This window comes from Pedobacter sp. KACC 23697, assembly GCF_045348445.1.
Taxonomy (GTDB): Bacteria; Bacteroidota; Bacteroidia; order Sphingobacteriales; family Sphingobacteriaceae; genus Pedobacter.
In genome coordinates this window covers 1,719,460-1,737,665 of record NZ_CP157485.1, presented here as the reverse complement: position 1 = coordinate 1,737,665, position 18,206 = coordinate 1,719,460, and the positions used below count along the sequence as shown (strand labels likewise).

Below are 18,206 nucleotides of genomic sequence, written 5' to 3'. Positions count from 1 at the left end.
CTTCATTTTGAAGTTGATCGATAAAATAGACCTGATTACAGATAAACTCAATCAATATTTGAGCTTACAGATTATTATTGCAATAGTCGCGGGAACGCTCTGTGGCATTTTTTATCCAGCCACCGCTGCTAAAATGCAATGGGTAGGTAATCTCTTCGTCTCGGCTATTGAGCCCTTCGTCGCTCCGGTCATCTTTCTAACAGTTGTAACATTATTCGGGGGGCTTGAAAACCTGAATTCGATCGGGCAAATTATCATTAAAGCATTAATTTACTTTGTACTGATCAGCATAATCGCCATTCTGTTTGGTATGGTTATGGCCTCCTTAATCCAGCCGGGAAAAATAAACAGGGCGCAACTTGCTGAAATTTTACCGGGCCAGTTAATCACCAGTCAATATTCCCGGTGGATCAACTTTATATTGCAGAACAGTATGCTGATTCTGCTGTTTACGGCTGTTGTTATAGGCTTAATCATCAACCAGTCCAAACTTAAAACAAAAGCAACTGACTTTTTTGATCTGCTTAGAAAGTTCGTAATGAGCATATTGCGATATATTTTTGTATTTGCCCCAGTGGTTGCCTTTAGTGGTATAGCCTATACCGTAGGCAGATATGGAACCGATAGCCTGCTACCCATCGGGAAGATGCTGGCAGGTACCTACATTGCCATGTTTCTCTTTGTTTTTCTAGTTCTTGGGGCTATTTTGCTTATGCTGAGGATGAACATTGTTAAGTTCATTGCCACTATCAAGAATGAACTGTTATATGCACTGGGAACCTCGTCATCAAGTTCGGTCATTCCATTGTTAATGGATCGCCTGGAAGTTATCGGTTTAAAGCGTGATGTGGTACGAGTGGTAACCGTTACAGGAAACTCCTTAAACCTCAATGGCACCTGCGTTTACCTGGGCATGTCTGTGATGTTCCTGGCGCAATTGTACAATATCAGCTTCTCCTGGACAGAACTTTTGAATATCGTATTAATTATTCTGCTTACCTCTAAAGGTGCAACCGGTATACCTGGTACGGGTTTTCTCGTATTGGTTACCACTGTAAACAGTATTCACCGCATTCCGGTTGAAGGACTTGCCGTATTACTGAGCATCGATCGGTTTATGAGTGAGGCAAGAGCAATTACCAATACCATAGGGCATGGTGTGGCATCGCTCGTGGTTTCTTCAAACACCAAAAAATAAGAACAATAACATATAAAGATTTATTTAGCATGAAAAATATATTACTCATATTGCTTATTGCTGCATCTGTAACCGGTTGCAAAAATAAAGAAGCACCGGAGCAAACAGATGTGGTGCTGGTCGGGGCAGGCATCATGAGCGCAACACTCGGCTCCATGATCAAAACACTTGATCCCAAATTAAAGATCAACATTTATGAAAGATTGGACCTTGTTGCTGCTGAGAGTTCTGATGCCTGGAACAATGCCGGAACCGGGCATTCTGCATTCTGCGAACTCAACTATACGCCAGAGTTGCCAAACGGCAAAATAGACTTTAAAAAAGCCATTTCCATAAATGAACAGTTTGAGGTTTCCAAACAGTTTTGGGCTTATATGGTTAACCAGGGCAAGCTGCCTGCAGCTGGCTCGTTTATCAATAATGTGCCACATATCAGTTTTGTTTGGGGCGATAAAAATGTACACTACCTCAAAAAACGTTACGATGTTTTAAGTAAACAGCTGCTTTTTAAAGGCATGAAGTATTCAGAAAACTACGATACGCTAGCCAAATGGATGCCGCTGGTAATGAAAGGCAGAAACCGTAATCAGCAGGTGGCGGCTACGTATATGTCAATTGGTACAGACGTTAATTTTGGTAGTTTAACCCGGGGCCTCATCTCCTCCTTAAAAAAAGAAAAGGATGTTAAGGTGGCGTTGCATCACGAGGTGAAGAATCTTGAAAGAAATCCGGACAGCACCTGGCTGGTCACCGTTACCGATCTCAAGACCGGAAAAGATAAGTACATCAATGCAAAATTTGTTTTTATAGGCGCAGGTGGCGGCGCATTAAGGTTGCTTCAGAAATCAAAAATACCCGAAGGAAAGGGTTTTGGCGGCTTTCCGGTGAGCGGAGAATGGTTGGTTTGTAACAACCAGAACATAATCGCACAACATGTTGCAAAGGTATATGGCAAAGCAGGTGTTGGTGCACCACCCATGTCGGTTCCACACCTGGATACCAGAATCATCAACGGAAAAAAGGCCCTTCTTTTCGGTCCGTACGCCGGGTTTTCGTCTAAATTTTTAAAACAGGGCTCCTACCTAGACCTCACCAGATCCATCACCCTGAAAAACATGTGGCCTATGCTGTCAACCGGAATGGATAATATCCCCTTAACCAAATACCTCATCAGTCAGGTTACACAATCGGATGAAGACCGTTTAAAGGCGCTAAAAGAATATTTCCCTGAAGCTGAAGCCAAAGACTGGAAACTCGAAACTGCCGGGCAAAGGGTACAGATTATCAAAAAAGATAAAAAGCATGGCGGGGTTCTGCAATTCGGAACAGAGGTGGTAAGCGCACAAGATGGCAGTCTTGCAGCCCTTTTAGGCGCTTCGCCAGGGGCATCCACCGCTGTTGAAATTATGCTCACCTTGCTCAAACAGTGCTTTCCGGAAAAGGTTGCCTCTGACGCCTGGCAACCGGGATTACGCAAAATGATTCCCTCATACGGCAAAATGCTTTCGCAGGATGTAGAACTGGCTAACCAGGTAAGGTCTGCCAACAGTAAAACTTTGGGCCTGAAATTTTTTATCCTGGATAAAAACCAGAAAACGGATGAGTAAGTGTTAATTGCTTTTCATAAGGCCAGAACCAGACTTACATTTTTTTTTCTGTAACTCTGGAATTCTTGTGGTTTGCGTCACTATAATTTGCTCTTGTGCAGGGCTTACCTTAAAGGCAAAACGAGTGTCAGCTTAAATAGCAAAAGGAAAAAACTCACCAGCAGCGGGAAGTGTTCTGCCCGCAGGAGCTAAACCCGATTGGGGTATTGCGTATAAGGTGTTAGGGCCATTAAAATTAAATTATTATTAACTGCCTGGTTATGCTGTCTGCTAACCTTAACATACAAACGCCACAAAAAGTTTATCAATTGGCTTCAGGCTTTTAGCTTAAACAAACAATCCTGCAAAGCTTTTTGTTCAGGTATTGCGTTTAATACCATAGCATCGCCCATTAGCATTCACAACTTAAACAAAGCAAAAAACATTGATGCCTAAGGGCATTTCACCTTTATTCATTACCCGATAATACATGAGTAATCCTTTAATTTTAACTCTAAAGATGGATGAGCAGAGCCAGGCATTTTTTGAGGGCAAACGCCGGGCTTATTTTCCTACTGAAAGGAATGTTCTGGAGGCACATTTAATGGTATTTCACCACTTGCCCTGCACCGGTGAAACCATATCCTTTCTTAAAGCTTTCCGCTTTCCGGGTTTTATGGCCAAAGCAACCGGGCTGATGAAATTAGGCCGCGGCGTGGCCTACCGGATAGCATGCGATGAAATAAAACAGTTGCACCAGCTGCTTTCGAAACACTTTTACCCGGTGCTCAGCGCTCAGGACAGGCAGGGGTACCGGCCACATGTTACCGTACAGAATAAAGTAAGCCCCGAAACAGCCAACAGCCTCTTTAAAACACTGAACAGCGGTTTTGTACCTTTCCAGGTAGGCATTGAGGCTATTCAGGTTTTTTCTTACCTGGGTGGGCCATGGCAGCATGAGTTCGATGTAGATTTAAAATAGTGGAGCTTTCGTGATGGCCATCTAAAATTTCGTTTCCCTATCCACTGTCAGCCCGCGCAGTGGTATAGATGGGGCAGATTTATCCGTCGGCCATTATCAGTTTAAATTTTTCGCGCAGGATACCGGCCACCCGGCCCTGTGGGTTCATCTGCTGCACCTTTGATAGTTTTACCTTGCGGTAGGTAACAGATATCCTGCGCCCGCGGTGCCGGATGGCGCCATTAACCAGGTCTTTTTTCCTGGGTGGAATGCCATGGTGCCATTTCTTTCGGGCATCATCCTGCATGATGTAAAGCGAACGCCTCGGCAGCTCAACATCTACCACTTCGTGGGTCTTCCCATTGGTAAAACGCATTACACAGCCGCTTGCCAGGTTAATTCCGCAGATCTGGTTTTCATAATAGCTGCGGTCTTTATGCGGCCTGATGCCTTCGCCGGGCCGGTACTCGTTAATAATTACCTGATCCGGAGCATACTCCAGGTGTTTTTCGGTAAATAGCCTCCGCGCCACTTCACCAATGGCGGGCGGGATGGGCAGCGGAATGCCAATAAGCGCATAGGGTGCCTCCAGCTCATTGCGGAAACCATAGTACTGCAACCGCCTCGAATAATCCACCATCCAGGGCTGCTCGTCTATTTCATTAATTAATTCCTGTTCCAGTGCTTCGCTGATAAAATCAGTATAGATCAAAAATCCGGGTATCGGTGTTTCCATAATGGTAGAACAGTAAAAGCAACAAACTGGTTTTTTATTGATGGTGATCGTTTTAGAAAACTCCCTTATCTAAAAACAAAAAACGCCTGCCGAAATCAGGGCAGACGTTTTCTTATACCAAATAGCCTGAAAAATGGATTAAACGCTCTATTTAACCGGCATTTTTGTACACCACTTCAAAACTGCCGTACATAGCCATTTCTGCGGTATGCGCTACTGAAAGTTTCAGCTTTAACTGTTCAATCACTTCATTGGCGTAAACAATGCTTTTGTTTAAATCCTTTATGCCGCGCACCTCTATTCCCCTTGCTAAGCGTTTAAACTTGGAAGGATCAAATTTTTCAATAAATTTTTCGATGTCAGATGTTTGTGTCATTTTACTCATAGCATGGTAATTTTACCATAGCAAACCCGGTTAATGCGGTTTTGTTTGCTGCCTGTACCACCAAAAATATTAACAACCATGTTATCTAAAAGCCATCTGTTTAGCAACCAGCTTATTAAAAATTAAAAAACGTTAATAAATCTATTATGCCCTAATCAGAACATCAGGGCTACTTCACCGGTTTCAAAACACAATGTTCGGGTGCGTAGTACACACTTTTGGTTGGGCGTGTTACCTTCCATTGTAAACGCTGCCCCGGCAAAAAAGACAGTTCAAAATGCCCTTTATCTTTTTCGATACCAAAAAAGCTTGTAAAATTTCCCGATCAGTTTTCCTTTTTGGATCGTGCCGGTCATCTTTAAATATTGGGAAAGATCATTTTCCGCTTTGGTCAGGAGGTTCATTTTTTGGGATTGACTTCTGGCACCGCTTATGGCGTAGTTTTGGAAAGATTCAAAAGTCATCCGGTCCATCATGATGCTTTGGGCATGTGGATGGTACGACCGCAGCTGATGCAGGATCTGAAAGCCTTATACATCAATATCTACTTAATACCGGATGTTTTTGCCCGACAGCCAGGCCACATTGTTGAGATGGGAAATATTAAATCCACCTCCACTACAGATAGCAACTCTGGATTCCTATAAAGGTAAAGAAACGCCCGGCGTAACGTTTTTATTAACCTGAATGCACATGGTGCGGAATCAGGAAGTCGAGAAGGGATTGATCAAAGGAGCCTTTGTTTTAAGGGTGTGCGTTATCGTATTCTCGCAGGCATTTATTTTCCTGTAATTTCTCTTCTATGCTGCCTTCCCCACGCGGCCAGGTGATCTATAATGTTTTTTAATGTCATCCCGTAATCGGTTAGCTGATATAGAACAGTAACCGGCTGGGTATCTAAAACGGTGCGTTTAATGAGTTTATTGATTTCAAGGTCTTTGAGTTCTTTACTCAGCATCTTATTCGAGATGCCATTTACATCGTTTAGAATGTCTGAAAACCGGCGCTTATTAAAATAGCAGACTGAAGATATGATTGCTATTTTCCATTTGCCATTTAATACGTCCATGGCATCATGCACGGCCATGATTTGTTTCTGATTAGTTTCCGCGTCTGTTACGTTACAATGATTTTCCATAAAAGGTTACCTGGTTACCCAAATGTTACTGTTACTTTTAGTTACAAAGTTACAATAATAAATAAGACTGCCATACCTTTGTACCTGTAAATAAAAAGATAACAAAATGAATTTTACAGGAAAAAATATCGTGATTACGGGTGGAACAACAGGTATAGGTTTCGCAACGGCCAGCGCTTTTATCGATGCTGGCGCTAATGTATGGATTACCGGCAGAAATATACAGAACCTGGAAAAGGCTGCAATAGCATTGGGGAGTGAGCGGCTTAAAACTGTTCTATCAGACACTTCAAACCTGAATGGAATTGATGCTTTAACCAAAACAATTGCAGGTAGCGGTCAAAAATTGGATGTACTTTTTTTAAATGCGGGCATCGCAACTTTTGCACCCATTGCAGAAGCTACAGAAGCCGACTTTGACGCGCAATTTAACACCAATGTGAAAGGACCTTACTTTACGCTGCAAAAGTTGTTGCCTCATTTAAAGGATGGTGCCGCTGTGGTTTTTAATTCATCAACTGTGGCCACTGCAGCCCAAATGTATGGTAGTGTTTATTCTGCAACTAAAGGTGCACTCAATAAAATTGCCCAGGTTGCAGCCAACGAACTTGCAGGGAGAAATATCAGGGTAAATATGATTAGCCCCGGTCCAACCCATACAGAAGGTTTTGACAAAGCCGTTCCTGATGACACCTTAAAAAAGCAATTCGCTTCAACAACGGCCTTGCAAAGAATGGGTAAACCATCGGAAATTGCAAAAGCTGTCTTATTTCTGGCTTCTGAAGATGCGAGTTTTATTACAGGGGCACAATTACTGGCTGATGGCGGCTTTATTGGTTATGCGTTAAAATAACTTTAAGCCATAACACTCAACTATTAAATGCTCCTGTTATGGGAGCATTTTTTTTAAAATATCAAGGGCAGTTGTTTTTGCCAGTCAGATTTAAATGTACGCACTGCGGGATTATCCTCAAACCAATTTCTCCTCGCATTAAACGAATTATTGGATTTACAACCGTTAAAAAGTTATGGTGATTCTTAACTTAAAACTTTCAACTCTTAATTTACACCATACCCCTCAAACACGCATCCACATCCATCTGCGGAATTTTCTCCTGTTCCAGCCTGTTTTTCCGAAGTCTTTAAATATTGGAAAAGATCATTTTCTTCTTTGGTCAGGAGGTTCAGGTTTTAGGATTGCTTGCGCCGCTTACAGCGTAGTTTTGGAAAGTTTCAAAAGTTGTCCGGTCCATCATGATGCTTTGGGCCTACGGAGGGTACCATCGTAGCTGATGCAGCATCAGAAAGCCATTTTCATCAATGTAATTACAATAACCAAAACGCGTTTTTGAGATGGGAAATATGAAATTCGGGCCTTGGGAAAAAATAGAGCAAATTGCATTATTTGCATTTTGTGAAGAGACCAGCAAAATTAATGCATGGTAATTCTACCCATAAGCTAATGAAGAAAAGATGCAAAATTTGAAATTGAAGCGAAGGGACCGAAAAATAAACAAGGCCATGTTTTAACGCCAATAACAGAAAACTTTTTTTGATATTTAAAACATGAAAAATTTATCATCAATTATCGCTTTTGGTCTAATCATTTTAGCCAGTGCCTGTAAAAAACAACAGGAAATTATAGAAGAACCCAAAATAAGCCCGCCTAAAAATGTTTATGTAGCAGGTTATGAAAACAACAGCTCCTATATCAAGGTAGCTAAATTATGGAAAAATGGCGTTGCAACAAACCTCAGCGATGGCACTAAAGAAACTACGGCAAATGGAGTAGCTGTTTTGGGAAATGACGTGTATGTTGTGGGTAATGAATTTAATCCATCGATGGCTAGTTATACACCCATCATCTGGAAGAATGGAATAGCCACTAAATTATCTGCCAATGGCGCTGCAAATGCTATCGCGGTTATTGGCAGCGATGTATATGTTGCCGGCTTTGAAAATGATGCCAGAAGCATCAGGGCCATGTTATGGAAAAATGGCGTAGCCAGCCCGCTAACTTTATGGAATGGCGTTGCGCAGAGCATTACGGCTAATGGAAACGATATTTACATCTGTGGATATAAAGTGAATTCAAACGGCCTCAGTTCGCCGGTAATATGGAAAAATGACAGCTACAGTGATTTGCCAACCGGAGGCAATCCCAGTATCCTCACCGGTATTTCTGTGGCTATTAATGGCCCCGATGTTTATGTTTTAGGTGGTAGCTTAACCGGTAAATTTTTATGGAAAAACGGTGTACTTTCATCTATTGCAGAAAGCGGTAAATCAATGGATGTTTATTCAATTTTTGCTGCAAATAACAACCTATATATGGCAGGTACCGAATATAAATCATCGGGAACGCGTTATACTGATCATGCCACGTTATGGATAAACGGAACATCATCAATCTTTGCAAACGATGCAATAGCCAATCATATTTTTGTTGATGGACAAGATGTTTTTACCGCAGGCTATATAGCCGAAACAGGCCCCTTAAAATCTATTGCAATTGCATGGAAAAACGGTATACAGACATCGTTAACCGATGGAACAAAAAATGCCAGAGCCTTGGCTATCTGTGTAAAATAAAATTCTCAATGATACCGGAGCGGTTGCCGTTCCGGATTCTTCCTCATCATGCAACCTGCAGGGGGGGTACAAAGTCACTATTTTTTTTAAATACCTGCTCAAACTGCGCTGCGGGATAAATAATCTACCAGTGCTTTCCGGTCATCTTCAATGCCCAGCCTTTGGAGGGAAAAGATATAATCGCCCAGGATGCTTTGCAATTCGGTTTGCAAATACGAAATCCGGTCCTGCTGTTTGAAGGCGAGATGGAAAAAACTCACCAGCAGCGGAAAGTGCTCCGCCCGCAGAAGTTGGAGGGTTTTGTCGTTTTTGTAGAGGAAGAGCGCTTTTTCGTAATTCATGGTTAAGGTGGATATTATGCGGTAAAGCTCTTCTATCTCACTTTGACAGTTTTAAAACCGTTTTGCCATTCTTCTTGTTCTCAAGCTGCTCCTTTTATGTGATGCTTCAGAACGTGCCTTAATCGGGTATTTTTAAAACAAAAGTCAATAGAATACTGAGGGTAAAACTTTGCAAAATACTCAATCAAAGCCGTTCATTGCAAGGCCGATAGTTTAGATGAGCAACATATCCTCTACCAGCTATTATTTTTGAATATGGCAGGATAATTGGCTCTTTTGCTATTTAAAACTGATTTAATAACCTTAAACTGTAATTTTAATTACTTCTATTTTAGACACTTATTTAAAATACAAAAAGTACATTCTAAATAGTTTAAAATATATTTTTACATATTAAACAGAACTTCTATATTTGCAGCTCATTAAAAAATGGGCCTCGGTAGCTCAGTTGGATAGAGCAACGGTTTTCTAAACCGTGGGTCAGGGGTTCGAATCCCTTCCGGGGTACAAAAAAAGCTTTCAGTGAAACTGGAAGCTTTTTCTTTTAATAACCACTCTTAATCTAATAAGGGTGTAATTAATGGATCAAGGTGTAGTGGTGGCACAGGTCTGTAAACCTATAGTTTAAACCCCAAATTAAGCATCTTCCCCGTTCCAAATGTCGTCATCCGCGTGCCGGATTTTTTTGTGACCAGCACCTACGTTTTTTAATTCTTCGTGGTGATAATTTCTTTCCGGATTTTCGGGTAAGGTAGTATCTTGATCGGCTGTTGCTTTTTTCAAATGTGCTGGCTTTTTAAGCTCCGGCAAATCATTGTGTACAACAGAGGGCGTTAAAATTTTCTTCGTGGGCTTATTGCTGTTTTCCATATCATTTAAAAGACTCAAATTTCAAGCCACAAGCGAAGCGTAGGGTTAAAATTTTGGCAATTGAGGTGTATTTTTGAAGAATAAAGGGTAGCGATAAGTGTATGGCAGTTGGCGGATGGTGGATACAAATGCAGGCATTACAAAAATGCTAATAAGATCCTTCGACTACGCAGAATGACAAAATGAATGATGACGGCCGCCTATTTAACTGTTGGAGTTGAGGATTAATCATCTGGCGGTTGATGAAAGAGGAAAACAAATCCAGCCCTTACAAAAAATGCGTACAAATAAAACAATATTTATCTGTACGCATGCCGGAAAGACCCTGAAATGAATTCAGGGTGACGACCGCTTATTTAATTTTGATGTTCATGGTTAGTAATTCCCTGTAACGCCTATTTCCAATCCCCTTAGTTCACCCAAACCTCTTAACCGGCCGATAGCAGAATAACCTGGGTTAGTTACTTTGGCCAGGTCATCCAGCATCTGGTGACCATGATCCGGGCGGAAAGGAATGGATTTATCGCGCAGTGCATTTTCTTCAGTTAATGCCTTCATGATTTCGTACATGTTTACATCCCCACCTAAATGATCGGCTTCGTAAAAACTACCATCCTCATCCTTTTTAACGTTACGCAAATGCGCAAAATACACCCGCTCTTTAACCGCATGGAAGATTTCTAATGTATTATTACCCATACCGGCGCCCAAAGAACCCGTACAGAAACAAACGCCGTTAAAAGCCTGGTCTACTGCTTTGATGATGTAATTAAAATCTTCAAGTGTGCTGGCTATCCTTGGCAAACCTAAAATGGCATAAGGTGGATCATCAGGGTGGATGGTCATTTTGATACCTTCCTCTGTACAAACTTCAGCAATGGACGAGAGAAAATATTTTAAGTTTTCCTTTAACCCCTGTGTGCCAATGGCTTTGTATTCGTTAATGCTGTTGCGCAAAGTTTCCAGTTCGATTTCTTTTTCGTTCGGGATACCCATTAACACGTTGATGCGCAGATCAACCAGCTCCTGTTCCGATAAAGTAGCTTGTTTATCTTTAGCTCTTTGTAAAATCGATGCCGAATAATCAGCTTCGGCACCTTCCCTTTTAAGGATATATAAATCAAAAATGGCCAGATCAATCCAGTTAAAATAAAGTGCTTTCGATCCATCGGTCATTTCGAGATCGAGCTGCGTACGGGTCCAGTCTAACACCGGCATAAAATTATAGCAGACAATCTTAATACCACATGCTGCCAGGTTACGCAAAGAGGTTTTATAATTTTCGATGTACTGGCCTGCATCTGCCCTGCGCGTTTTGATGGCTTCGTGCACGGGAACACTTTCTACTACCGACCAGGTTAAACCTGCCGCCTCGATGATGGATTTTCTTTCCTGAATATCGGCTAAAGGCCAGACCTCACCATGCGGAATATGATGCAATGCGGTTACAATACCGGTAGCACCGGCCTGTTTTACATCTTGCAGGCTAACCGGATCATTAGGGCCGTACCAACGCCAGGTTTGTTCTAATTTCTTATATTTCATATATGATTACACAGATTTATTTAAATGATCATGTGAATTTTAAACACCGGAGAATGCGGTAAATCCACCGTCTACTTTAATATTTTCGCCGTTTACAAATTTAGCGGCATCACTGAGCAGGTAAACCAAAGCCCCAATTAGTTCTTCGGGTGCACCGAAACGTTTAAATGGTGTTTTAGCGATAATGGCCTGCCCTCTTGCGGTTAAAGAACCATCTTCATTGGTTAATAATGCCCTGTTCTGGTTAGTGATAAAAAAGCCGGGCACAATGGCATTCATCCTGATTTTATCCTCATAGCGGTTAGCCAGTTCAACAGCCATCCATTTGGTATAACTCTCCACAGCTGCTTTAGCCATGGAATAACCCAATACACGGGTAAGTGCCTGTGTGGCCGAAACCGACGATATATTGACAATACTACCACCATTTTTGGCAATGGCTGCACCAAAAACCTGTGTGGGCATAATGGTTCCGAAAAGGTTTAAATCGAAAGCTTGTTTTAAAGCCGGAACGTTCAGTTCAAAAACATCGCTGCCTGGCTGGATGACGGCTTCAGCCACATTTCCACCGGCTGCATTAACCAATGCATCAATGCGGCCATAGGTTTTGATGATGGTTGCGTTTGCCTCGATCAGGTCTTGCTCATTCAGTACATCGGCAATAATGTAAATGGCTTTACCTCCAGCCTCCATTACGTCTGCAACCCTTTGTTTAGCCACTTCTTCGTTTCTTCCGATCACTACGATGGTGGCACCGGCAGCACACAGGCCGTTAATAAAGGCCTCGCCCAAAACACCTGTAGCACCGGTAACCACCACTACCTTGTTGGTTAACGAGAACAGGCCTGTTATTTCTTTTTTCATTTTTTTACGCTATTATATGCTAATTTTATACTTAAATAAGAAGTATCTTTGTATCTAATTAACAGGTATTTATTATTATTTTAAATCGCCATCCTTAACCTGAAACTCTTATTTTTTTACTTCTAAGCAAAGCTTCCAGGTAATAATAATCGGCATAATTGATTGGTACATCTATTTCAGATTTTGCCGGACGGTGCCCGGTGCTATGCATTAAAATAAAACCATAGTTTGCACCCGTTTTAGCGGTGTATTTTGTACTTAGTGAATTTATGATTTTATCGGCAGCGGCTTTATATTTTTTACTGCTGGTACTGTACTTTGCCAGTTCATAAAGTGCAGAAGCGGTGATGGCTGCAGCAGAGGCGTCTCTGGATGTTTCGGGGATTTTAGGATCGTTATAATCCCAGTAAGGAATTCCGTCAGCCGGTGTAATTTTATTGTTTAAGATAAAAGAGGCAACACCATCAGCCTGAGCCAAATATGCTTTATTTTTAGTTTCACGATAACACATGGTATACCCATATAGTGCCCATGCCTGGCCCCTTGCCCATGCCGATTCGTTTGCATAACCCTGTGCCGTTACTTTCTGCAGCACCTTACCGGTTAAGGTATCGTAATCGATCACATGATAAGAACTAAAATCAGGTCTGAAATGATTTTTCAAGGTAGTATTGGCATGTGTTACCGCAATTTTATAGAAAGAGGAATCGCCGGTTAATCTGGTGGTTTCGAACAATAGTTCAAGGTTCATCATGTTATCGATAATGACAGGATATTTCCATTTATCGCCATTATGATCCCACGATTTGATTACTCCAGCTTTGGCATTAAACCTGGCAGATAATGATTTTGCAGCCTGGATAATTACTGCTTTATAAGCCGGATCGCCCGTTAAACGGTATCCGTTACCGAATGGGCAATAGATCATAAAACCCAGATCGTGTGTGCCTTTATTAAATTGCTCTGCCTTAATATCTTCAGTATATTTTTGCGCCAATGCAAGCCATTTCTTATCCCTGGTGTACTCATAAAAATACCAAAGTTCTGCCGGAAAAAATCCACTGGTCCAATCTTTTGAAGTTACCATTTTAAACTGTCCGTTTTCTACAGTACGTGGTGAAACCAGATTTGACTTAATTTTTCTAGCTGAATCCACGTTTTTGATTAATACATCAGTTTGTTTAGCTGCAGATGCAAAAGCTTTGGCTACATTTACCTGCTGCGCCTTTACTACACTGATAGACAATACACTTAGTATTATTGATATTAATTTCACCTTCATATTACAAACAGATTCATGAGTTATAGATAGTTAAATTCCCGATTACTTCTTTCATTTGTCTGCTTCGTTCTCCTGTTACCTGGCATAAGTATGCTGAAAACAGCTTGCCCAAGCCTATTTTCGCTACTTGTATTTTAACTGCACCTGGTCGTAATAATCTTTCAGCACAAAAAAGGCTTTCTTTTTATGTCCTGTTTCGCTGATTAACCCTTTACGGTTCCAGAAATTCTGATAAATGGGATGTTGTCTTCTTGGTGATCTGAAATCAGTTAAAATCCACGGTGTCATACCACGTAAGGCTCCTATTTTACTCAACATCGTAAGCTGGTTTTTATATAAGGCCTCCTGGTATTCTTCGCTCCAACGGGTATTTTCATCAGCGTGGAAACCACCCAAAGCATCTCCTCCAAATTCGGACACGACAACAGGTTTTTTATATTTGATATCGAAATTGTATTTGGTAATTTCGGATGGATTTCCCCCCCAGTACCAGCCAGCATATTCATTAAAACTAACGAGGTCGATTTTTTCGCCTAAAGGATCGTTTAAAATCATTGTATTGCCTTCACGGTGCACTTCTAAAGCAGCAGCTACCAAACGGGTATCATCCAGGGCGCGGGCAGCTTCTGCCAAATTACTCATAAAACTCAAACGCGCATCGCTAAGCGGGGTTTCATTACCGATAGACCAAACAATAACACTTGCCCTGTTTTTATCGCGTACAATCAAATCTGTCAGTTGTTTTTTAGCATTGGCATAAGTAGCCGGGTTAGTCCAGCTAATGGTCCAGTAAACAGGCACTTCGGCCCAAACCAACAGGCCCATTTCATCAGCAAGGCGAATCATTTCTTCGTTATGCGGGTAGTGTGCCAAACGAACGTAGTTACAGTTCAACTCTTTAGCCCATTGCAACATCATGCGCATATCGCCCTCGGAGCGTAAACGCCCGGCCAAAAGCGGATTCTCTTCATGGAGCGATATTCCCCTTAAAAAAATAGATTTACCATTTAACAGGATACTATCACCATTAACCTGAATGGTTCTGAAACCAATTTTGTCATTGATATTTTCCTTATCGGTTTTAATATTTACGGCATATAATTTCGGCGTTTCAGGCGACCATAAACTTAAATTGTTCCAGGTAAATTCATCGGCAATTTTCCCTTCGCTATCGGTTTTATATTTCTTTTCCAGTTTAAGCTCCGGAATTGAAAGCGTAATTTCCTGACCAGCGGTTGCATCGGCCAGTTTCGCCGAAAAATTTAACAGATTATTGTTTCCTTTAACCAGCTGCAGTTTGTAGTCACTAATAAAATGCTCGGGGAACTCCGCTAAAAAAACATCACGGGTAATACCGCCATAATTCCACCAATCGGTATTTACCGTTGGAATTTCATCCTGTTTACGGATATTATCAACCTTAAGTACCAGTGAATTTTCACCCGCTTTTAAGTTATTGGTTACCTCGAACTGGAAGGGCGTAAAACCACCTTTATGTACCCCTAATTTTTTACCGTTGAGGTAAACGTGGGCTTCGTAATTTACTGCACCAAAGTAGATGAAATATTTTTTTCCTTTTTCGGGCTTTGCATCAAACTTTTTACGGAGCCAGATATTGCCTTCGTAAAGCGATAATTTTTCTGATTGCGAGTTCCAATCGCCCGGAACATTCATTTGAGGAGAGTGATCAAAATCGTACTCAATCAGTTCTGATTTATCTTTTTGCTCTTTATCGTCATAAAAACCGCCTGATCCGTTTTTAGACTGATCGTATGGATTGTGACGATAATCGTAATAACCATTTTCGTAAGGATCGACAATATAATTCCATTTACCGTTAAGGCTCTGGATTTTGCGGCCCTGAATATTCTGAATAGCCGTAACCTGACCGTAACTGAATGATGAAAGGAGCGAAAAGCAGATTAAAAATACGCTATAGGTTGTTTTTAGCATAACTTAAGTTTTAATATGATTAATTGATCGTTTCAAAACTAACAATTAATTGCGGACGTTTTCGCTCTCGCTGGCCTAAATTTGAGCAAAATTCTGTTTTTGCCTGGTTTATATTGCGATAACGAATTTAGAAAAGCTTAGAAGATTAAATGGTTTTAAAATGGCCAAAACCCCATAAAATCTACTCAAAATACATTTCAAACGTTTGAAATAATTGCTTTTTTTCTTAATTATGTATCGATATTGGAAAAGATGACGAACAACACACCTGTTACACTGAAATTCTTGGCTGAAAAGTTAAAGATGTCAGTTTCAACAGTATCAAAAGCCCTTAACAACTACCCAACTATAAACGCATACACCAAGCAGCGTGTACAGGAAATGGCCCGGGATCTGCACTTTACACCGAATAAATCAGCTATCAATTTAAAAGAAAAGAGATCGCGCATTATTGGCGTTATTTTACCCAATCTTTTAGATCACTTTTTTACCAGAAGTATTTATGGTATAGAACAGTTTGCTATGCAAAACGGATACAATGTGATTATCAGTCAATCTCATGATGAGCTGGAAAAAGAGATTCAATCTGCAAATATGTTGTTGCGGAGCCGGGTAGATGGCTTAATTGTGGCTATTTCGAAGCATACACAAGATTTTGCACACCTAAACCAGTTCGAAAACATAGGCATTCCGGTGGTGTATTATACCCGGAATCCGAGTTTTAACCTCAATTGCCACAAAGTATTGTGCAATACTTTCCAGGGCTGTTACCAGGCCACCAAGTTTTTAATAAACAGAGGTCACCACAAGATCGCCTATTTAGGTGGTCCAAAAATGACCAATTTTACGCATGACCGCTTTAATGGTTATATCAATGCCTTAAAAGATAACGAGGTGCCTTTTTTTTCAGGATTAGTTGCTTACACCAATTTTGATAAAGAAAACACCATCTCGGCCATAAAGAAATTATTTACTGATCCAGACCAAATGCCTACTGCACTGGTGGCTTTTAAAGAGCCTATCCTGTTCGATGCGATAAAATACCTGAAATCAATAAACCACCCCAACTTTGATAAAATTGAAAGTATAGGATTTGGAAACAATGCTTTCATCAATTATCTTGATTCGCCCCCTCTCGCCTCTATTGAAGAAAATCCTGAATCGGTGGGGGAAAATGCAATTACACTCTTGCTTAAGTTAATTAAAAAAGAAATTGATCCGGAAAATTATCAGAAAGTGATGGTGGATTGCAAGTTGGTGGTGCATAGCGATAAGCGTTAAGCGCTACGGTACATCAGAGCGATCGTTATGCTGAGTTTATTTTACAAGTAGAAGTAGTATTTTCAATTGTCTTGTAGCTACTGCGTGGTCAGCACCTTTATCTATAAGACCCTGAAATAAATTCAGGGTAACGACTACTCACACAAAAAAGGACGAAATATTAATTCAACGAAATTGCACTGCTATCCAATTGATTCCTGTGTCGCTCATGAAATACAAATACCGCTATAATCAACAATCCTGCTACCCCCTCAAAAGCAACTACTACCTGGGTACCGAAAAGATGGGCCAGATATCCCATTAACAAACTACCAATGGGCAACACGCCCTGGTAAGCCATGATATAATAACTCATGGTCCTGCCCCTCATTTCGTCATGAGCATGGGTCTGCAAATAGGTATTAATAGAGGAGTTTTGCGCCATTAAACCTAAAGCAGCTAAACCGGTACAGATTAATGCGAGAATAAGAGATGGTGATATGGCCAGCGCTACAACTGAAATGGCCAATAAAATACCAGACATCATGACGATTTTCTGAAGATTCCGACTTGCTTTTAAGGTAGCCATGTAGATCGCCCCGAAGAAAGCGCCAAATCCTGCAGCACTTTCAAACCAGCCAAATGTTGTGGCGTTTCCATTAAAAATATCTTTTGCAAAAACAGGCAATAATGTAGTAAATGGAATCACCAATAAACTTGACGCAGCCATCATTAATACCATAGAAGCTAAATCCGGAGACGATTTGAGATAATCATAACCTTTTTTCAGATCAACCCAGATATTTTCTGTCGGTTTTTGATGCTCGGTGAGTTTAAGTTTCATCATCACCATGCATCCCAATACTGCGATAAAACTTATAAAATTGATGATAAAACAAATATCCTCGCCCAAGGTACTCAAAATTACTCCGGCCAGTGCCGGCCCGATTAGCCTGGCAGCATTGAACATAGAAGAATTGAGTGCAATGGCATTGGGCAGATCTTCTTTATCATCAATTAAATTTACCATTAAAGATTGTCGGGCGGTCACATCAAAAGCATTTACCAGGCCCTGAACCAGCGAAAGTGCTGCAATCCAGAACATATTATACACTTTAAACCAGATCATTAACGCCAGGGCGCCGGCCTGCAGCATCAGAATTACCTGGGTAATCACCAATACTTTATATTTATTATGCCTGTCTACATAACTACCCGCATACGGCGCCAGCACCAGTGAAGGAATTAAACTTAAAAAAGTAATCAGTCCCAATAAAAAAGCTGACCCGGTTAAACGGTAAACCAACCAGCTAATGGCCACACGCTGCATCCATGTACCAATTAATGAAATCGCCTGACCTGTAAAAAACAGTCTGTAATTATAATGTCTTAATGAACGAAAAATACTCATGATTAAAATAGTAAAGTAACTTTACAAAAGTATAAAAAATTAAAACAACATTAAAGCCAAAAAGGTAGCCTTTTATCATTTTAA

At 40.9% G+C, this 18,206-nt stretch carries 17 protein-coding genes and 1 tRNA gene; 7 read left to right on the top strand and 11 right to left on the bottom strand.

The window, feature by feature from the left end:
* Nucleotides 1–7 precede the first annotated feature (7 nt).
* From ABEG20_RS06610 to ABEG20_RS06600, 3 genes are all read left to right on the top strand, one after another.
* Nucleotides 8–1,198 carry a cation:dicarboxylate symporter family transporter gene (locus ABEG20_RS06610; RefSeq protein ID WP_406826591.1) on the top strand — a complete coding sequence of 397 codons (1,191 nt, stop codon included), beginning with the start codon at nt 8–10 and terminating at the stop codon, nt 1,196–1,198.
* A 29-nt stretch (nt 1,199–1,227) separates the two neighbouring features.
* Nucleotides 1,228–2,805 carry a malate:quinone oxidoreductase gene (locus ABEG20_RS06605; RefSeq protein ID WP_406826590.1) on the top strand — a complete coding sequence of 526 codons (1,578 nt, stop codon included), beginning with the start codon at nt 1,228–1,230 and terminating at the stop codon, nt 2,803–2,805.
* Nucleotides 2,806–3,274: 469 nt separating this feature from the next.
* Nucleotides 3,275–3,766 carry a 2'-5' RNA ligase family protein gene (locus ABEG20_RS06600; protein ID WP_406826589.1) on the top strand — a complete coding sequence of 164 codons (492 nt, stop codon included), beginning with the start codon at nt 3,275–3,277 and terminating at the stop codon, nt 3,764–3,766.
* A gap of 79 nt (nt 3,767–3,845) precedes the next feature.
* Here the strand turns inward: ABEG20_RS06600 and ABEG20_RS06595 are convergent, their stop codons facing one another.
* From ABEG20_RS06595 to ABEG20_RS06580, 4 genes are all read right to left on the bottom strand, one after another.
* Nucleotides 3,846–4,481, bottom strand: a complete 636-nt coding sequence (locus ABEG20_RS06595; protein WP_406826588.1) for an alpha-ketoglutarate-dependent dioxygenase AlkB — start codon at nt 4,479–4,481, stop codon at nt 3,846–3,848.
* A 151-nt stretch (nt 4,482–4,632) separates the two neighbouring features.
* Entirely contained in the window at nt 4,633–4,866 is a 234-nt protein-coding gene (locus tag ABEG20_RS06590; protein WP_406826587.1) for a hypothetical protein, read from the bottom strand.
* Between the two features lie 284 nt (nt 4,867–5,150).
* Nucleotides 5,151–5,339 carry a hypothetical protein gene (locus tag ABEG20_RS06585; RefSeq protein WP_406827383.1) on the bottom strand — a complete coding sequence of 63 codons (189 nt, stop codon included), beginning with the start codon at nt 5,337–5,339 and terminating at the stop codon, nt 5,151–5,153.
* Nucleotides 5,340–5,644: 305 nt separating this feature from the next.
* Nucleotides 5,645–6,004: a helix-turn-helix domain-containing protein gene (locus tag ABEG20_RS06580; protein WP_293741206.1), complete on the bottom strand. Its 360-nt coding sequence runs from the start codon at nt 6,002–6,004 to the stop codon at nt 5,645–5,647.
* 106 nt (nt 6,005–6,110) lie between these two features.
* On the opposite strand from ABEG20_RS06580, the gene ABEG20_RS06575 reads away from it, so the two are divergent.
* Together ABEG20_RS06575 and ABEG20_RS06570 are read left to right on the top strand one after the other, a co-directional pair.
* On the top strand, nt 6,111–6,857 hold the full coding sequence (locus ABEG20_RS06575) for an SDR family oxidoreductase (protein ID WP_406826586.1): 747 nt from the start codon (nt 6,111–6,113) through the stop codon (nt 6,855–6,857).
* A 713-nt stretch (nt 6,858–7,570) separates the two neighbouring features.
* Complete coding sequence (locus ABEG20_RS06570; protein WP_406826585.1) at nt 7,571–8,596, top strand: hypothetical protein; 1,026 nt, start codon at nt 7,571–7,573, stop codon at nt 8,594–8,596.
* Between the two features lie 98 nt (nt 8,597–8,694).
* On the opposite strand, the gene ABEG20_RS06565 is transcribed toward ABEG20_RS06570, so the two are convergent.
* Nucleotides 8,695–8,937, bottom strand: coding sequence for a hypothetical protein (locus tag ABEG20_RS06565; RefSeq protein ID WP_406826584.1), 243 nt, complete (start codon nt 8,935–8,937; stop codon nt 8,695–8,697).
* Nucleotides 8,938–9,370: 433 nt separating this feature from the next.
* On the opposite strand from ABEG20_RS06565, the gene ABEG20_RS06560 reads away from it, so the two are divergent.
* Nucleotides 9,371–9,444: transfer RNA gene (locus ABEG20_RS06560), tRNA-Arg, on the top strand.
* A 129-nt stretch (nt 9,445–9,573) separates the two neighbouring features.
* Here the strand turns inward: ABEG20_RS06560 and ABEG20_RS06555 are convergent.
* The 5 genes from ABEG20_RS06555 to ABEG20_RS06535 form a co-directional block, all read right to left on the bottom strand.
* The gene (locus tag ABEG20_RS06555) at nt 9,574–9,807 is read right to left on the bottom strand and encodes a hypothetical protein (RefSeq protein ID WP_406826583.1); all 234 of its coding nucleotides are present in this window, start codon (nt 9,805–9,807) and stop codon (nt 9,574–9,576) included.
* 375 nt (nt 9,808–10,182) lie between these two features.
* Nucleotides 10,183–11,352 (bottom strand): mannonate dehydratase, encoded by a 1,170-nt coding sequence (gene uxuA / locus ABEG20_RS06550; RefSeq protein ID WP_406826582.1) that lies wholly within the window; start codon nt 11,350–11,352, stop codon nt 10,183–10,185.
* 39 nt (nt 11,353–11,391) lie between these two features.
* Complete coding sequence (locus ABEG20_RS06545) at nt 11,392–12,216, bottom strand: SDR family oxidoreductase (protein WP_406826581.1); 825 nt, start codon at nt 12,214–12,216, stop codon at nt 11,392–11,394.
* Nucleotides 12,217–12,310: 94 nt separating this feature from the next.
* Nucleotides 12,311–13,462: a glycoside hydrolase family 88 protein gene (locus ABEG20_RS06540; protein ID WP_406826580.1), complete on the bottom strand. Its 1,152-nt coding sequence runs from the start codon at nt 13,460–13,462 to the stop codon at nt 12,311–12,313.
* Between the two features lie 159 nt (nt 13,463–13,621).
* Nucleotides 13,622–15,451, bottom strand: a complete 1,830-nt coding sequence (locus ABEG20_RS06535) for a glycoside hydrolase family 2 protein (RefSeq protein ID WP_406826579.1) — start codon at nt 15,449–15,451, stop codon at nt 13,622–13,624.
* A 252-nt stretch (nt 15,452–15,703) separates the two neighbouring features.
* Here ABEG20_RS06535 and ABEG20_RS06530 point away from each other — a divergent pair, with 252 nt between their 5' ends.
* Nucleotides 15,704–16,732, top strand: a complete 1,029-nt coding sequence (locus ABEG20_RS06530) for a LacI family DNA-binding transcriptional regulator (RefSeq protein WP_406826578.1) — start codon at nt 15,704–15,706, stop codon at nt 16,730–16,732.
* A 160-nt stretch (nt 16,733–16,892) separates the two neighbouring features.
* On the opposite strand, the gene ABEG20_RS06525 is transcribed toward ABEG20_RS06530, so the two are convergent.
* Nucleotides 16,893–18,122, bottom strand: a complete 1,230-nt coding sequence (locus ABEG20_RS06525; RefSeq protein ID WP_406826577.1) for an MFS transporter — start codon at nt 18,120–18,122, stop codon at nt 16,893–16,895.
* Nucleotides 18,123–18,206 lie beyond the last annotated feature (84 nt).

What these genes read in the sequence shown, in the direction of transcription:
- ABEG20_RS06605 (WP_406826590.1), top strand. Translation starts at nt 1,228, where the DNA reads ATGAAAAATATATTACTCATATTGCTTATTGCTGCATCTGTAACCGGT.
- ABEG20_RS06600 (WP_406826589.1), top strand. Translation starts at nt 3,275, where the DNA reads ATGAGTAATCCTTTAATTTTAACTCTAAAGATGGATGAGCAGAGCCAG.
- ABEG20_RS06595 (WP_406826588.1), bottom strand. Translation starts at nt 4,481, where the DNA reads ATGGAAACACCGATACCCGGATTTTTGATCTATACTGATTTTATCAGC.
- ABEG20_RS06590 (WP_406826587.1), bottom strand. Translation starts at nt 4,866, where the DNA reads ATGAGTAAAATGACACAAACATCTGACATCGAAAAATTTATTGAAAAA.
- ABEG20_RS06585 (WP_406827383.1), bottom strand. Translation starts at nt 5,339, where the DNA reads ATGGACCGGATGACTTTTGAATCTTTCCAAAACTACGCCATAAGCGGT.
- ABEG20_RS06580 (WP_293741206.1), bottom strand. Translation starts at nt 6,004, where the DNA reads ATGGAAAATCATTGTAACGTAACAGACGCGGAAACTAATCAGAAACAA.
- ABEG20_RS06575 (WP_406826586.1), top strand. Translation starts at nt 6,111, where the DNA reads ATGAATTTTACAGGAAAAAATATCGTGATTACGGGTGGAACAACAGGT.
- ABEG20_RS06570 (WP_406826585.1), top strand. Translation starts at nt 7,571, where the DNA reads ATGAAAAATTTATCATCAATTATCGCTTTTGGTCTAATCATTTTAGCC.
- ABEG20_RS06565 (WP_406826584.1), bottom strand. Translation starts at nt 8,937, where the DNA reads ATGAATTACGAAAAAGCGCTCTTCCTCTACAAAAACGACAAAACCCTC.
- ABEG20_RS06555 (WP_406826583.1), bottom strand. Translation starts at nt 9,807, where the DNA reads ATGGAAAACAGCAATAAGCCCACGAAGAAAATTTTAACGCCCTCTGTT.
- uxuA (WP_406826582.1), bottom strand. Translation starts at nt 11,352, where the DNA reads ATGAAATATAAGAAATTAGAACAAACCTGGCGTTGGTACGGCCCTAAT.
- ABEG20_RS06545 (WP_406826581.1), bottom strand. Translation starts at nt 12,216, where the DNA reads ATGAAAAAAGAAATAACAGGCCTGTTCTCGTTAACCAACAAGGTAGTG.
- ABEG20_RS06535 (WP_406826579.1), bottom strand. Translation starts at nt 15,451, where the DNA reads ATGCTAAAAACAACCTATAGCGTATTTTTAATCTGCTTTTCGCTCCTT.
- ABEG20_RS06530 (WP_406826578.1), top strand. Translation starts at nt 15,704, where the DNA reads ATGACGAACAACACACCTGTTACACTGAAATTCTTGGCTGAAAAGTTA.
- ABEG20_RS06525 (WP_406826577.1), bottom strand. Translation starts at nt 18,122, where the DNA reads ATGAGTATTTTTCGTTCATTAAGACATTATAATTACAGACTGTTTTTT.